The organism is Rhodococcus sp. Q (genome assembly GCF_005503035.1).
In the GTDB taxonomy this organism is placed as follows: domain Bacteria; phylum Actinomycetota; class Actinomycetes; order Mycobacteriales; family Mycobacteriaceae; genus Rhodococcus_G.
Genome location: NZ_SCOY01000002.1, coordinates 114,704 through 129,596 on the forward strand (window position 1 = coordinate 114,704; position 14,893 = coordinate 129,596).

The following is a 14,893-nucleotide window of genomic DNA, read 5'->3' on the forward strand; positions in this document are numbered from 1 at the left end:
CCGCATGCTGCACGTCACCTTCCTGGGCGAGCAGGCGATCATCGACTCGGAGACCGGCGACGCCGTCTCCCCGTCTCCCCGTGCGCTGGCGCTGCTCGCGTTCCTGGTCACCCATCCCGGGATACCGCAGGCGCGGGCCCGGCTCGCCGCCCTGTTCTGGCCGGATTCGCCGGACGGTCAGGCGCTGACGAATCTGCGTCGGGAACTGCACAGCCTTCGGCGTTCCGTGTCGGACACCCCCGATCTGGTGGTCACCACAGCGGATCTGTGCTGGAGGGACGGCGAGTGCGCCGTCGACGTGCGAGCGTTCGACACCGAACGCGCGCAGGCTCTCGACGCCGGCGACGACGCGGCGTTCGAGGCACACGCGACGTCGGCCCTACGCGCCTACCGCGGCGCATTCCTGCCCGGCTGCGAGGACAACTGGGCCACCGCCGTGCGTGGGGAACTCGAGCAGCGATGCGTAGACCTGTGTGACCGGCTTGCCGCCGTGCGCAGGCGGCTAGGGGATCTCCCGGCCGCGGCCGAGGTGATCCGGCGTCGGATTCTGTTGCGGCCATCGGAGGAAACCGGGTACCGGACGCTGATGGAGCTCCAGTTCGAACTCGGTGACCGCTCGGGTGCCGTGCGCACCTTCCACCACTGCGCCGCGGTGCTCGAACGCGAGCTCGGAGTCGAGCCCGACCAGGTCACCCGCGACGTCTTCGAACAGCTCCTGCGTGACGGGGACACAGCCACAGATCATCAGCATCTCGGTACGCAGGCCCGGGTTCCAACGCCGCCTCTCGTCGGCCGCGATCGGTCGATCACCGCGCTCTCCGACGCGTGGAGCCGCGCGATGACCGGTCGGTCCGAGCTCGTCGTCGTGTCGGGCGATGCCGGCGTCGGGAAGACGCGCCTGGTCGCCGAGTTCGGACGGAGCGTCCGCCGTCGCGGTGCGATCGTCGCGAGGGCTCGGTGCCTCGCCGGAACCGGGCGGCTGCCGCTCGCGCCCGTCGCGGACTGGTTGCGCGATCCCGCCCTCGCCGACGCGGCACGACAACTGGCACCGGAGTGGCGGGCAACGGTGGATCGGCTGCTGTCGCCCGGCCGAACCGAACCCGATGTGGAGGGCGCGGCCGGGGCGTGGCGGCGGGCCCGCTTCGTGGAGGGCCTGGCTCGGGCGCTTCTCGCGCCCGGCGCGCCGACGCTGCTCGTCCTCGACGACGTGCAGTGGTGTGACGGAGACACCCTCGACGTGCTCCATCATCTGCTCGGCGCGTTCCCACGGTCGCCCGTCCTGGTCGCGGCGACGATGCGCAGCGACGGCACGGAATCGACGCGCCAACTCGGGCGAATGGCCTCGACGATCCCGGTCACCACGGTGCCTCTCGGCCCGCTGGACGCTGCGTCGGCGGCGGCGCTCGCCGACGCCCTGGCAGGGCGAGTGTTGTCCGAGACGGAACACGCTCTGCTGCTGGCCGGGACGGGAGGATTCCCCTTCCATCTCGTTGCGGCGCTGCACTCCGGGGTCGTTCCCGGAAGCGGCGACCAGCGCGCCGACCGCCTTCGGGATCTGTTGGGGGCACGGCTCGCCACGCTCGGACCGGACGCGGCGGCGATCGTCGCCCTCGTCGCGGCGGCGGGCCGGGACGTCAGCCTCGACCTGCTGGTGGAAGCCGGCGATCTGGACCCGGTCGCGACCGTACGCGCCGTGGACGTCCTGTGGCGGCAGCGCATCCTGCGGGAGACGGGACGCGGCTACGACTTCGCGCACGACCTGCTGCGCGACGCCGCGTACGCGCGGATCGACCCGCCGCAACGATGGCTGCTGCATCGACGGCTCGCGCACGGCCTCGAGTCGGTGCACGGCGACGACCTCGATCCGTACAGCGCTCAGCTCGCACGCCAGTACGACCGGGGTGGACGCCCCGACCGCGCACTCCCCCACTACCTCCGCGCCGCCGAACTGGCCACCGCCACATACGGTTACGACGAGGCCGTGCGACTGCACCGGGCCGCGGTCACCGCGGTGCGTTCCCTGCCCGACAGCATCGGCACGCGCCGACGCGAACTCGCCGTCCTTCAGGCATCGGCCGCGCCGCTGACGGCGTCGCGGGGATACGCCTCCCCCGACCTGCAGGCGACACTCGAGCGTGCCATCGACCTCGCGGAGCAGTTGGGGCAGCGGGAGCAGTGGGCAGCCGGGCTCGTCGGCCTGTGGTCGTCGAGGTTCGTCCAGGGCCGCAACCTCGATTCCGAACGGGTTGCGGCACGTGCACTCGAGGTCGCGGACGGAGTCGGCGACCCCGATTCGCTCGGCGCCGCCCACTTCGCCTACGGCGGGTCTGCCGTGAGTCTCGCCCGACCCGAGGAGGCGCTCACGCACTTCGAGGCGGCGGACGCACTCACCGACGGCGGCCGCACCCTGTGGGTCGGCGCCCGGTACGACGTGCACGGGCGGGCGTGGTCGGCGCACGCGCTGTGGTTGTGTGGCCGGTTCGACGAGGCCCAGGTCGCCGCCGACTCGGCCGTCTCGCTGGCTCGGACGGACGATCAGCCGTACACCCTGACCGTCGCCCTGGCCTACGGGGCGGTCACGCAGCAGATACTCGGCGACACGGACGCGTTGCGCCGCGCGGTCGATGATCTGGGTGAACTCTGCGACCGGTACGGTTTCGCCTACTACCGGGAGTGGTGGATGGTGCTGGACGGGTGGGTCCGCTCCGACGCCGAGCTCGCCGCGAAAGGCGTCGACAGGCTCCGCGCCACCGGCGCGTTCGCCCGGATGCCGTACTGGCTGTACCTGCTCGCCGACATCCATGCCCGTGCCGGACGTACCGGGAGCGCGCGAGCGATTCTCGACGCAGCGCTCACCGCGGCTCGCACCCGCGCCGACCGCTGGTGGCTGCCGCAGATCGAACGCGGCCGCGACGCCCTCTCCTGACGTCGGGCGTGCCCGCTCGGAACGGGCTACCGTCGATCGTGCGCGCCGCACCTGCTCCGAGAACCCGTCACATGACGACGAGAGGCCGACAGATGGCGAAGATCCTGTTCGTGATGACCGGTGCCGACGGGTGGACGCTCGCCGACGGCACGAAACACCCCACCGGATTCTGGGCGGAAGAAGCGGTCCTTCCCCTCCGAGCGTTCACCGCCGCCGGCCACGAGGTCGTCGTGGCCACTCCGGGAGGTGTGGTGCCACCGGTGGACCCGGCGAGCCTCGCCGCCGAACCCGGCCTCGCGGACGCCGTGGCCTCGGCTCCCGAGTTCGCCGCACCCGTTGCGCTCGCAGACGTGCGGTTCGCCGACTTCGACGCGGTGTTCGTACCGGGAGGGCACGGCCCGATGGAAGACCTGGCCGTCGACGCCGATTCGGGCCGCATCCTGACCGAGGCACTCGGCAGCGGCAAACCCGTCGGCGTCGTGTGCCACGGACCTGCGGCACTTCTCGCCGCGACGACACCCGACGGCACCAACGTGTTCGCCGGCTACCGTGTCACCGCGTTCACCAACGCCGAGGAACACGCTGGCGGGCTCGCGGACAAGGCGAAGTGGCTGCTGCAGGACCGCCTCACCGACGCCGGGATGCAGGTGGAGGTCGGCGAGTCGTGGAGACCGCACATCGAGGTGGACCGCACGGTCGTCACCGGTCAGAATCCGGCGTCGTCGGTGCCGCTGGCCACCGAGCTCCTGAGCCGGCTCTGACCAGGGCGAACGCACACCGAACGCGAATGCGAACGGTTCCCGAACGCCCCACTCCTAGCGTCGAAACCATGACCACAACACCTGCCCTCGACTACTCCGACCTGGCGGCCGCGATGCGCGGCCACGTCGTCACCCCGGACCACCCCGACTACGACACGTCCCGCGCCGTCTACAACGCGATGATCGATCGCCGCCCCGCTGCGATCGCGTACTGCCGGGACGCCGCGGACGTCATCGCCGCCGTCAAGTTTGCCCGCGACCACGACATCGAGATCGCCGTGCGCGGCGGCGGCCACAACGCAGGCGGACTCGGCGTCTGGGACGGCGCCCTCGTCGTCGACCTGTCCGAGATGCGCAGCGTCACCGTCGACCCCGAACAGCACACCGTCCGCGTCGACGGCGGCTGTGTGTGGGGCGACGTCGACCACGCCACCGTCGCGTTCGGGATGGCGACCCCGTCCGGGTTCCTCGCGTCCACCGGCGTCGGCGGCCTGACCCTCGGCGGCGGCATCGGCTATCTGTCCCGGCGGTTCGGATTGACGATCGACAACCTGCTCGGCGCCGACGTCGTCCTTCACGACGGCACCTTCGTCCGCACCGACGCCGACCGGCATCCGGACCTGTACTGGGCGCTGCGCGGCGGCGGCGGCAACTTCGGCGTCGTCACCTCGTTCACGTTCCGCTGCCACGACATCGGCGAGAACGGCATCGTGCTCGGCGGTCCCGTGCTCTACGACATCGCGGACACCGCCGACGTGATGCGCTGGTACCGCGAACTGGTTCCCGCCCTGCCGGAGGAACTCAGCGGCTGGATCGGGTTGCTGACGGTGCCGCCCGCGCCACCTTTCCCGGAGGAACTGTGGGGGCGCAAGGCGTGCGGCATCGTGTGGTGCTACACCGGCCCGCACGATCGCGCCGACGAGATCCTCGAACCTATCCGCACGTTCGGCGACCCGCTGCTGTACGGGGTTCACGACCTCCCGTTCACCGCACTCCAGCAGGCGTTCGATGCGCTGTATCCGGCTGGGCTGCAGTGGTACTGGCGTGCGGACTTCTTCGAGGAGATCTCCGATACCGCGATCGCCGTCCACGAGAAGTTCGGCGAACAGCTGCCGACCGGGCATTCCACGATGCACATGTACCCGATCGACGGCGCCGCGGCCCGCGTCCCCGAAGGCGACACCGCGTTCGCCTACCGGAACGGCGGGTGGGCAGGCGTCATCGTCGGCGTCGACCCCGATCCGGCGAACGCGGACGCCATCACCACCTGGGCGAAGGACTACTGGACCGAGCTCCATCCGACGTCGGCCGGCGGCGCGTACATCAACTTCATGATGGACGAGGGGCAGGACCGGGTCCGGGCGTCCTACCGCGACAACTACGACCGCCTGGCGCGGATCAAGCGGGACTACGATCCCGGCAACCTCTTTCACATCAACCAGAACATCGAGCCCGCACGAGCGGAGTGACGCGAACGCGGTGTCCCAGGCGGAGCCGAGTGCGATCCTGACGGGATGTCGTATCTCGTGAAGCCCGACCACCGGGCTCCTGCCGTCACCGCCAGCGTCCCGGTGGATCCGACCCTGCCCCGAACCTGCGTGATCGGGGCAGGGTCGTCCGGTATCGCCGCGGCGAAGGCCCTGTACCTCGCCGGCATCCCGTTCGACTGCTTCGAAAAGGGCAGCGTGATCGGCGGGAACTGGGTCTACGACAACCCGAACGGGCAGTCCGCCTGCTACGAGTCGCTGGAGATCAACACCTCCTGCGCGAGGATGGCGTACTCCGACTTCCCGATGCCGGACGAGTACCCGCCGTACGCTCGCCACGACCAGATCCGCGCCTACTTCGAGGCGTACATCGATCATTTCGGGTTCCGCCACACCATCACGTTCGGCACCACCGTCGAGCACGTCGCCCGCACCGAGGACGGCAGGTGGGCGGTGCGCACGTCAGGACACGACGGCGAACACACCCACACCTATGACGCCGTGATCGTCGCGAACGGGCACCACTGGGATCCACGCTGGCCCGACCCCGCCTACCCCGGCACGTTCGCCGGTGAGCAGATCCACGCCCACGACTACCGCAACGCCGAGCAACTCTCAGGCCGCGACGTCGTGGTCGTCGGGATGGGGAACTCCGGGCTCGACATCGCGGTCGAGGCGTCGAAGGTCGCACGCAGCGCCACGATGTCGGTGCGCCGCAGCCACTACGTGCTGCGCAAGTTCCTGTACGGCGGCGCGGCCGACCGGTTCTCGATGCCGGGCTGGGCGCCCGGATGGCTGGTCTCGGCCGGGCTGCGGAGTGCCGCCCTCTCCTCCGGTGACCTCACCCGCTACGGACTTCCGCGCCCGACGCACAGGCCCGGTCAGGCACATCCCGTCCAGTCCGAACAGATCCGCGCACGACTGCAGGCGGGCGCGATCACGCCCCGCCCGGGCATCGACCGATTCGACAACGACACAGTCGTTTTCACCGACGGCAGCCGCGCGAAGGCCGACCTGATCGTGTGGGCCACCGGCTACCACGTCACGTTCCCATTCCTCGACCCCGATCTGGTCGCCGCCCCCGACAACGACCTGCCGCTCTGGAAGCGCGCGGTGCACCCGGACCTGCCCGGCCTCTACTTCGTAGGCCTCCTCCAGCCGCTCGGCGCGGTCATGCCGCTCGCCGAGGCGCAGAGCGCATGGATAACCGACACCCTCACCGGCCGCTACCTCCCGCCGAGCGCCGACGAGATCCGGTCGCAGATGACCGCCGACCACGAACGCACCAAGCGGCGGTTCTACGCGTCGCCTAGGCACACGATGGAGGTCGACTTCGAGCACTACCTCTGGGACCTCGCACGCGAACGCAGGCGAGGCGCCCGCAGAGCGCGATAGCACCGGCGCACTCGGAGAGGTTTCGCACAACCCTGGCCGGGGAACCTCGAAGGCAGGGATCTGCGGTCGCAGAACCGTGTCCGGGGGCGCAGATCCCATGACAAGGAGTCGAGATGAACACCGATACCGTCATGTGGATCGTGATTGCGGTCGTCGCAGTGCTGGTCGTGGCTGCGGTTGTGCTGGCCCTGATGCGCAGACGGGCCACCCAGCACCGCAAGCAAGCCGAGGAGATTCGTACCGACGCGCGACAGAAGTCGTTCGAGGCGGGTCGGCAGGAGGCACTCGCGAACGAGTCCGCCGCCGAAGCCCGTATCGCCGCAGCCGAGGCGGACGCGAAGAGGGCGGAGGCGCAACGCCTGCAGCACGAAGCGGGCGCGGCAGGCGCCGAGGCCACGACCGCACGCGCAGAGGTCAACGAACAGTGGAATCGCGCGGACGCACTCGATCCGGACCACAACGCGAAGAACGCGGACGACACACACCCACGGGAGGTACCGGACGCCGGTGGTCAGACTCCCAGGCACCGCGACGGACACTGAGGACTCCGGTTCCGACGGCGGCGAGTGGCGGCGAGAATGCCCGACCGTGTCAGCGCAAGGAGACACCCAGCAGCGCGTCGACGGCGTCGGAGAACAGTCCCGGCGCCGCGGCGTCGTGACCGCCGTGGTCGACGGCGCGCTGCGCCCACCCGTCGAGGGCGTCGAGTGCCTTCGGGGTGTCCAGGTCGTCGGCCAGATGCTGGCGCAGTCGCGCGATGGTGTCCTCGACTGCCTGCGCCGTCGGCAGCGCGGCGGCGCGGCGCCACAGCGCCACCCGATCCTGAGCAGTTGCCAGCACCTCGTCCGTCCACGGCCGGTCGACGCGGTAGTGCCCGGACAGTAGGCCGAGGCGGATCGCCATCGGATCGACGCCCTCACCGCGAAGCTTGGACACGAAGACGAGGTTGCCGCGGCTCTTGGACATCTTCTCGCCGTCCAGGCCGATCATTCCCGTGTGCACGTAGTGGCGGGCGAAACGCCGCTCGCAGACAACCGATTCCGCGTGAGCGGCGGAGAACTCGTGGTGCGGGAAGATGAGGTCGCTTCCGCCGCCCTGCACGTCGAAACCGGAGCCGATGCGGTTCAGTGCGATCGCCGAGCACTCGACGTGCCAGCCGGGCCTGCCCGGTCCGAACGGCGACGGCCACGACGGCTCACCGGGCCGGTTCGCGCGCCACACCAGCGCGTCCAGCGGGTCCTGCTTCCCGGGGCGGGCCGGGTCGCCGCCGCGCTCCGCGAACAGGCGTTCCATCGTCTCGCGGTCGTAGCCGGACTCGTATCCGAACTGCTCGGTCGCGTCGACCCGGAAGTAGACGTCCGGGTACTCGGCGTCGTCGACGACGTACGCGGCGCCCGCGGCGAGCATCTTGCCGACCATCTCGACGACCTCGTTCACCGATTCGACGGCGCCGATGTAGTCGCGCGGCGGCAGGACGCGCAGTGCTTCCATGTCCTCCCGGAACAATGCGGTCTCCCGCATCCCGAGAACAACCCAGTCCTCGCCGTCTCGTTCGGCCCGCTCGAACAGCGGATCGTCGACGTCGGTGACGTTCTGGACGTAGTGCACGTCGTGGCCGGAATCACGCCAGATCCGATTCACGAGGTCGAACGCGAGGTACGTCGCGGCATGACCGAGATGCGTGGCGTCGTACGGCGTGATCCCACAGACGTACATGGTCGCCGTCGGCCCGGGTGTGACGGGCCGCACGCGGCGATCCGCGGTGTCGAACAACCGCAACGGCGGCCCCTGACCGGGTACGGGCGGGACGGCGATGTCGGACCAGGACTGCATGACGGCGAGCCTATCGGAGACGGTGAATCAGCCGCATGGACGGGATCGGGTCAGGACGCCGACTGCCCCGACCGGCCGCTCAGAACGCGGGCCAGGGGATGGGGCGGTTCGTCGTCGGCTGCGGCATCACGGGGTTGGCCAGAAGATCTCGGGTGCGCATCCGCAACGCTTCGACCTCCTCCGACGTGACGTGCTCGGCGAGCCGGTCCGCCAGGTCGCCGCGCAGTGCCACTTCGAACGACTCGACATCCACGAGCAGGTCACCGCCGATGCGCTGTCCCGCCCACCCCCACAGCACGGTCCGCAGCTTGTTCTCGGCATGCAGGCAGATGCCGTGGTCGACGCCGTACACCGACCCGTCGGTTCCCTCCAGTGCGTGCCCGCCCTTGCGGTCCGCGTTGTTCAGGAGCACGTCGAGAACGGCCACGCGCTGCAGCCGGGGATCGTCGGCGTGGATCAGGGTGACCTCCTCACCCTCCCCGTCGTAGGCCTGCAGGATGCGGAACCAGCCGTCGGGCACACGGTCGGGCGGACAGATGTCGACGAGGTCGAGTCGTTCGCCGCGGTCACCGACCGACTCAGGGGTCGGTACCCAGCGCTGCACCATTCCGGGTCCGTACGGCCCATCGCGGAGGATCGTCCGCGGGATCACACTCCACCCCAACGCCTCCGACACCAGGTATGACGCGACCTCGCGGCCCGCGAGGGTGCCGTCGGGGAAATCCCACAGCGGCTGTTCCCCGCGGATCGGCTTGTAGACGCATCGCACGGTGACGCCGTCCACCGTCGCCTCACACACCAGAGTCGCGTTGCTGGCCGAGACGATGCGACCGAGGACGGTCAGTTCGCCCGTGGCGAGGACGTCGGAGGGAACGGGATCGTGGTCGCCCGGCTCGGATGCTGCGAAGGTCACCTGGTCAGCTCTCGTCGTCGGCGGGATCGCCACCGGGTTCGTCGACGGGTTTCGCGAAAGTCGACCCGCGCCGGTACCCGTTGGTCCGGACACACATGTGACCGCCCGGGGTGAGCGGCTCCCCGCACAGTGGGCACGGTGACCGGCCCGCTGACACGACCCGCTCGGATCTGGCGGCGAATTCCCTGGCCTGTTCCGGGGTGAGGAACACCCGGACCGCATCGGGCCCGTCCTCGACGTCGTCGAGGACCATCGACTCGTCGACCTCGGATTCCGAGACCGCCAGCAACTCGACGACGACGGCGCCCGCGTCGGAGTCCCAGCCGAGCCCCATCGTGCCGACCCGAAACTCCGCGTCGATCGGCATCACCAGTGGACTGATGTCCCTCGGCTGCGCCTCGTGCGGCGGAACCTCGGTGCCGAACCGGCGGTGCACCTCGTCGAGCAGGAGACCCACCCGATCGGCGAGCACTTGTACCTGCTGCTTCTCCAGCAGCACGCTCACCACCCTGGTGGCATGGACGGCCTGCAGGTAGAAGGCGCGGTCGCCGGGCTCGCCGACGGTGCCCGCGACGAAGCGGTCGGGGGTGCGAAACACGTGAATTGCCCGAGACATTCAGCACCTCCGCCTGATCGAACTGCTGTTTCCCGTCCTGTCAGCTCCCATTATCCGCCCTTCCCCCGGTTCCGACCTCGCCACCGGGAACGGCCTCGGAAGCGGCGACTCCCGCGGGTTTCCCGCCGTGCCCACGCAACCCACTCAGGTCCGAACCCGTGTCGTTCATCTTCAGGACGAACGGGCGGGTCGGGGTGTAGCGAACGACGCTCACCGATGCCGGCTCGGCCACGATCCGCTGGAAGGCGTCCAGGTGTGTTCCGAGCGCGTCGGCGAGCACCGACTTGATGACGTCACCGTGGCTGCACGCGATCCACAGGACGTCTCGTTCGTGCTCGGCGGCGAGCCGCGCGTCGTGGGCCCGAACCGCGGCGACGGCACGTGCCTGTACCTGCGCGATGCCCTCCCCTTCCGGGAACACGGCGGCGGACGGATGCTGCTGCACGACCTTCCACAGCGGTTCGCCCAGCAGGTCCTTGATGGGACGACCCGTCCACTGCCCGTAGTCCACCTCGACCAGCGCGTCGTCGACCAGCGGCACCAGCCCGAACTTCTCGGCAAGCGGTGCCACCGTCCGTTCGCACCGCAGCAGCGGCGAGCGGACGATCGCCGCGATGTCGAGATCGGCGAGCCTGCCTACGAGGCCCTCCGCCTGCTCACGTCCGAGATCGTCCAGGTCGATGCCGGCACTGCGGCCCGCGAGCGTGCCCGACGTGTTGGCCGTCGAGCGGCCGTGCCGGACCAGGATCACCGTCATGGGGCCAGCCTAGCCACGACGCGGCGGTCAGGTCGCGGCGACGACACCGGTCCCCAGGAGCACCATCAACACGACGCCGAGGATGATCCGGTAGCCGACGAACCAGTACATCGAATGGTTGACGACGAACCGCAGCAGCCAGGCGATCGTGACGTAGCCGATGACGAACGAGATCGCGGTCGCGACGAGCAACTGCGCACCGCTGGCGTTGAGTCCCTCACCCGCTGGCGCGAACGCGTCGGGCAGCGAGAACAACCCGGCCGCGGTGACCGCGGGGATCGCGAGCAGGAACGAATAACGCGCCGCCGCCTCACGGGTGAGCCCGAGGAAGAGGCCCGCGCTGATGGTGCCTCCCGAACGCGACACTCCGGGGATCAGTGCGAGGGCCTGCGCGGAACCCATCAGGATGCCGTCCTTGAGTGTCAGCTCCTCGATGGGTCGCTGCTTGCGCCCGAAGTGCTCGGCGGCGGCGATGACGAGTGCGAACACGATGAGCATCGCGGCGACCAGCCACAGGTTGCGTGCGGCGGTGCGGACCTGGTCCTTGAACAGGAACCCGAGGATGCCGACGGGGATGGTGCCGATGATGACGTACCAGCCCATCTTGTAGTCGTGGTCGCGCAGATCCCGGTCGAGCAGCCCACGGAACCAGGCCACCGCGATGCGCCAGATGTCGCGGGCGAAGTACACCAGGACCGCGGCCTCGGTGCCGAGCTGCGTCACCGCCGTGAACGACGCACCGGCATCCGTCTCCCAGAACAACTCCGACACGATCCGCAGATGCCCGGACGAGGAGATCGGGAGGAACTCGGTCAGGCCCTGGACGATGCCGAGAACGATCGCCTGCAGCCAGGTCATGGACTCCCCGATCACCGCGTACGCCTTTCGGTCTCGGACGAGCAGCGGGCCGGCAGGTGGGCCATCGACATGGCGGAGTGACGCATCACGCAGTGCACCGTACCCGGCGAGTCAGGAGCACACATATCGCCGTCCGGCACTACCCTGTCGCAATTGTGGTGATCGAACTATGAAGCAGCGCACGGTCGGACGTAGTGGACTGCGAGTGTCCCGTCTCGGCCTCGGCACCCTGTCGTGGGGCCGGGACACCGACGGGGACGAGGCGGCCGCACAGCTGCTGGGGTTCGTGGAAGCCGGTGGCACACTGGTCGATTCGTCGCCGTTCTACGGCGGAGGTACGGCGCAGCGGATACTCGCGGAACTGCTCGACGACGTCGTGCCCCGCGCCGACCTGGTGATCTCGAGCAGCGGCGGCGTCCACCCGGGCGGAGTGGACTGCTCGCGGCGGGCGCTGCTCGCCCAACTCGACGACACCCTCCGCGAACTCGGCACCGACCACCTGGATCTGTGGCAGGTCGCGACGTGGGATCCGCAGACTCCCGTCGACGAGATCGCCGCGACCCTCGCGTACGCCGTGGAGTCGGGCCGGGTGCGGTACGTCGGCGCCCGCGGGCACCTCGGGTGGCAGCTGGCGACGGCGGCGACGTCCCGGGCACTGGGGTCGGCGCCACTGACCGCGACGCAGGCCGAGTACTCACTCCTCGCGCGCGGTGTCGAGGAGGAACTGATTCCCGCTGCGCAGCACCATGCGATCGGCATGTTCGCGGCGGTGCCGTTGGCCGGGGGTGTGCTGACCGGCAAGTACCGGGGCGGCGTTCCCGCGGATTCCCGCGGGGCGGCCGACGCGACGGCGGAGTCCGTGTCGCAGTACCTGACCGCCGACGCGGGGCTGGTGGTCGACGCCGTCATCACCGCCGCCGACGGTCTCGGTGCGTCACCGCTCGCCGTGGCCCTGGCCTGGGTTCGGGATCGCCCCGGCGTCGCGAGCGCGATCGTCGGTGCCCGTGACTACGCACAGGTGACCGGGGTGCTCGCGTCGGAGGAGCTCGAACTTCCCGCTGCGATCGCGGCGGCGCTCGACGACGTGAGTGCCTAACCTCGACTGTGTGAAGGAGAACGTCGCGCGGGAACGCTTCGCGGCCGCCCGTGTCGCGACCCTGGGCACGGTGACCGCGGACGGCCTACCGCACCTGGTGCCGGTGGTTTTCGCCGTGTCCGGCGACCTGATCGTCAGCGCCGTGGACGACAAACCGAAGTCGACGCGGCGGCTGCGCCGACTCGACAACGTGCGCGCCCACGGCCGGGCCAGCGTCCTCGTCGACGAGTACGCCGACGACTGGACCCGGTTGTGGTGGGTCCGGGTCGACGGTCCGGCGGAAGTGGTGGACGCCACCTCGGCGGTCGGAGCGGCCGCCGTTCGCGCGCTCGCGGGGAAGTATTCGCAGTACAGGGCGGTACCGCCGGGTGGCCCCGTCATCGTGGTGCGTCCGGAGAAGTGGGTGACGTGGGTCGCCCGCACGCACGACGACTGAAGGGCAGGCTAACCTGTTTGAGACACGGTTACCGACAACGTGTTTCCATAATGGTCCGTGTCCAACGACAAACCATTCCTGACAGGGGTAACGATGACAGTGCTCGACCCGGCGGCAGCGGCCACACCCGGTTTCGCCGAGCGGATCAAGGTGCAGACCGACGCCGCACACCGCAACACCGAGCAATCCCGTTTCGTCGGCGAACTGCTGGCGGGCAAGCTGTCCCCCGCCGCTCACGCGGCCCTGATCGCGCAGACCTACCTCGTGTACCGCACCCTCGAGGAGGCAGGCCGCACTCACGCCGACAACCCCCTCGTCGCGCCGTTCCTGGGTGACGAGCTTCTCCGCACCGAAGCTCTCGAAGCCGACCTCGAGTTCCTGCTCGGCGAGCAGTGGCGAGACCAGGTGACGGCAACGCCCGCGACCCAGCGGTACATCGACCGCCTCACCGAGGTCGCGTACGACTGGCCTGCCGGCTTCGTCGCGCACCACTACATCCGCTACCTCGGCGACCTGTCGGGCGGCCAGATCATCCGCCGGATGCTCGAGCGCGCCTACGGCTACGACACCGATGGACTTCGCTTCTACATCTTCGACGCCATCGAGAAGCCCAAGCTCTACAAGGACGCCTACCGCGCGAAGCTCGACGCGGCGCCGCTCACCGACGAGGAGCAGCAGCGGCTGATCGACGAGGTCAACCTCGCCTACGAACTCAACAGCAACCTGTTCGCGGACTTGGAAGCCGACATCGACACCTACCTGGTCAAGTGATCTGTTCGATGTCCATGCGTACCCGGACGGTGTTCCGCGCCGCGGTGGCCGTTCTCGCGGTCGCCGTGGTGTCCGCGGGATGCAGTTCCCAGGACGCGGCGTCGGCCGACCAGTCGGGCCGAACCACCGCCGCCCTGGACAATCTCGACCCGACGCCGATCGCGGACGACCCGACACCGGCGCTGCCGGTCACGGTCACCGGTTTCGACGGCGCGCAGGTCACCGTCACCGACACCAGCCGCATCGTCGCCGCCGACCAGTACGGCACGCTCACCGAGACGGTGTACGCGCTCGGGCTCGGCGATCGTCTTGTCGGACGTGACGGTGCCGCGACGTTCCCGGCTGTCGACGGGGTCACGAACGTGACCCCGTCGGGGCACTCGATGTCGGCCGAGGCGATCCTCGCGCTCAATCCGACGGTGGTCCTCACCGACACGAGCATCGGCCCGCGCACGGTTCAGGACCAGCTGCGGTCGGCCGGCATCCCCGTCGTGTTCTTCGATCCGACCCGGACGCTCGACGGAGTGCCGGGCCAGATCGAGGCGGTCGCCAACGCGCTCGGCGTCCCGGAGCAGGGCAAGGCGCTCGCGGCACGCACCACCGACGAGATCGAGGCCGCGACCGCGATGGCCCCACAGGGCGGAACCCCCCCGAAGGTCGCCTTCCTGTACATGCGGGGAACCTCGATCACGATGATGGCCGGTCCGGGTTCGGGTGCGGACTCGCTGATCGAGGCGCTCGGCGCCGTCGATGCGGGCACCGCCTCCGGTCTGACGCAGCAGTTCACCCCGATCACGAGCGAAGCGATGATCGCGGCGGCACCCGACGTGTTCCTCATGATGACCAAGGGCCTCGACTCCATCGGCGGCCTCGACGGTCTCGCGAAGATTCCCGGGATCGCCCAGACGCCCGCGGGCCGGAATCAGCGCGTCGTCGACATGCAGGACGGTGTGCTGCTCAGCTTCGGCCCGCGGACCGGTGAGGTGCTGCAGGCGCTCGCTGTCGCCCTCTACGGCGCCGAGTGACCACCCGCGCCGCCGCCCC

At 69.8% G+C, this 14,893-nt stretch carries 14 protein-coding genes; 9 read left to right on the forward strand and 5 right to left on the reverse strand.

Annotated elements, in window-relative coordinates; translation table 11 throughout:
• The first annotated feature begins 4 nt into the window (after positions 1–4).
• The 5 genes from FFS72_RS02840 (at position 5) to FFS72_RS02860 (ending at position 7,111) form a co-directional block, all read left to right on the forward strand.
• Positions 5–2,926 carry an ATP-binding protein gene (locus FFS72_RS02840; RefSeq protein ID WP_137872527.1) on the forward strand — a complete coding sequence of 974 codons (2,922 nt, stop codon included), beginning with the start codon at positions 5–7 and terminating at the stop codon, positions 2,924–2,926.
• A gap of 92 nt (positions 2,927–3,018) precedes the next feature.
• A complete protein-coding gene (locus FFS72_RS02845; protein ID WP_137872528.1) occupies positions 3,019–3,687 on the forward strand; it encodes a type 1 glutamine amidotransferase domain-containing protein in 669 nt (222 codons plus the stop codon).
• A gap of 68 nt (positions 3,688–3,755) precedes the next feature.
• Complete coding sequence (locus FFS72_RS02850; protein ID WP_137872529.1) at positions 3,756–5,156, forward strand: FAD-binding oxidoreductase; 1,401 nt, start codon at positions 3,756–3,758, stop codon at positions 5,154–5,156.
• Positions 5,157–5,201: 45 nt separating this feature from the next.
• Positions 5,202–6,569: a flavin-containing monooxygenase gene (locus FFS72_RS02855; RefSeq protein ID WP_137872530.1), complete on the forward strand. Its 1,368-nt coding sequence runs from the start codon at positions 5,202–5,204 to the stop codon at positions 6,567–6,569.
• A 113-nt stretch (positions 6,570–6,682) separates the two neighbouring features.
• Positions 6,683–7,111 carry a hypothetical protein gene (locus tag FFS72_RS02860; protein WP_137872531.1) on the forward strand — a complete coding sequence of 143 codons (429 nt, stop codon included), beginning with the start codon at positions 6,683–6,685 and terminating at the stop codon, positions 7,109–7,111.
• Between the two features lie 49 nt (positions 7,112–7,160).
• Here the strand turns inward: FFS72_RS02860 and mshC are convergent, their stop codons facing one another.
• From mshC to FFS72_RS02885, 5 genes are all read right to left on the reverse strand, one after another.
• Positions 7,161–8,402, reverse strand: coding sequence for a cysteine--1-D-myo-inosityl 2-amino-2-deoxy-alpha-D-glucopyranoside ligase (gene mshC, locus FFS72_RS02865; RefSeq protein WP_137872532.1), 1,242 nt, complete (start codon positions 8,400–8,402; stop codon positions 7,161–7,163).
• 79 nt (positions 8,403–8,481) lie between these two features.
• A complete protein-coding gene (locus FFS72_RS02870; protein ID WP_137872533.1) occupies positions 8,482–9,315 on the reverse strand; it encodes an SCO1664 family protein in 834 nt (277 codons plus the stop codon).
• Positions 9,316–9,319: 4 nt separating this feature from the next.
• Positions 9,320–9,931 carry a DUF3090 domain-containing protein gene (locus FFS72_RS02875; RefSeq protein WP_137872534.1) on the reverse strand — a complete coding sequence of 204 codons (612 nt, stop codon included), beginning with the start codon at positions 9,929–9,931 and terminating at the stop codon, positions 9,320–9,322.
• Positions 9,932–9,971: 40 nt separating this feature from the next.
• Entirely contained in the window at positions 9,972–10,688 is a 717-nt protein-coding gene (locus FFS72_RS02880) for a histidine phosphatase family protein (protein ID WP_137872535.1), read from the reverse strand.
• Between the two features lie 27 nt (positions 10,689–10,715).
• The gene (locus FFS72_RS02885; RefSeq protein ID WP_171018551.1) at positions 10,716–11,558 is read right to left on the reverse strand and encodes an undecaprenyl-diphosphate phosphatase; all 843 of its coding nucleotides are present in this window, start codon (positions 11,556–11,558) and stop codon (positions 10,716–10,718) included.
• Between the two features lie 157 nt (positions 11,559–11,715).
• Here FFS72_RS02885 and FFS72_RS02890 point away from each other — a divergent pair, with 157 nt between their 5' ends.
• The 4 genes from FFS72_RS02890 (at position 11,716) to FFS72_RS02905 (ending at position 14,874) form a co-directional block, all read left to right on the forward strand.
• A complete protein-coding gene (locus tag FFS72_RS02890; RefSeq protein WP_137872537.1) occupies positions 11,716–12,642 on the forward strand; it encodes an aldo/keto reductase in 927 nt (308 codons plus the stop codon).
• A gap of 10 nt (positions 12,643–12,652) precedes the next feature.
• Complete coding sequence (locus tag FFS72_RS02895; RefSeq protein ID WP_137872538.1) at positions 12,653–13,078, forward strand: TIGR03668 family PPOX class F420-dependent oxidoreductase; 426 nt, start codon at positions 12,653–12,655, stop codon at positions 13,076–13,078.
• Positions 13,079–13,171: 93 nt separating this feature from the next.
• Positions 13,172–13,849, forward strand: coding sequence for a biliverdin-producing heme oxygenase (locus tag FFS72_RS02900; protein WP_137872539.1), 678 nt, complete (start codon positions 13,172–13,174; stop codon positions 13,847–13,849).
• Positions 13,850–13,857: 8 nt separating this feature from the next.
• Positions 13,858–14,874, forward strand: coding sequence for a heme/hemin ABC transporter substrate-binding protein (locus tag FFS72_RS02905; protein WP_502704069.1), 1,017 nt, complete (start codon positions 13,858–13,860; stop codon positions 14,872–14,874).
• The last annotated feature ends 19 nt before the right edge of the window (positions 14,875–14,893 follow it).

Bases quoted from the DNA above. Each gene is read 5' to 3' on its own strand.
- FFS72_RS02905 (WP_502704069.1), top strand. From the start codon at position 13,858: ATGTCCATGCGTACCCGGACGGTGTTCCGCGCCGCGGTGGCCGTTCTC.
- FFS72_RS02900 (WP_137872539.1), top strand. From the start codon at position 13,172: ATGACAGTGCTCGACCCGGCGGCAGCGGCCACACCCGGTTTCGCCGAG.
- mshC (WP_137872532.1), bottom strand. From the start codon at position 8,402: ATGCAGTCCTGGTCCGACATCGCCGTCCCGCCCGTACCCGGTCAGGGG.
- FFS72_RS02850 (WP_137872529.1), top strand. From the start codon at position 3,756: ATGACCACAACACCTGCCCTCGACTACTCCGACCTGGCGGCCGCGATG.
- FFS72_RS02880 (WP_137872535.1), bottom strand. From the start codon at position 10,688: ATGACGGTGATCCTGGTCCGGCACGGCCGCTCGACGGCCAACACGTCG.
- FFS72_RS02890 (WP_137872537.1), top strand. From the start codon at position 11,716: ATGAAGCAGCGCACGGTCGGACGTAGTGGACTGCGAGTGTCCCGTCTC.
- FFS72_RS02875 (WP_137872534.1), bottom strand. From the start codon at position 9,931: ATGTCTCGGGCAATTCACGTGTTTCGCACCCCCGACCGCTTCGTCGCG.
- FFS72_RS02845 (WP_137872528.1), top strand. From the start codon at position 3,019: ATGGCGAAGATCCTGTTCGTGATGACCGGTGCCGACGGGTGGACGCTC.
- FFS72_RS02855 (WP_137872530.1), top strand. From the start codon at position 5,202: ATGTCGTATCTCGTGAAGCCCGACCACCGGGCTCCTGCCGTCACCGCC.
- FFS72_RS02860 (WP_137872531.1), top strand. From the start codon at position 6,683: ATGAACACCGATACCGTCATGTGGATCGTGATTGCGGTCGTCGCAGTG.
- FFS72_RS02840 (WP_137872527.1), top strand. From the start codon at position 5: ATGCTGCACGTCACCTTCCTGGGCGAGCAGGCGATCATCGACTCGGAG.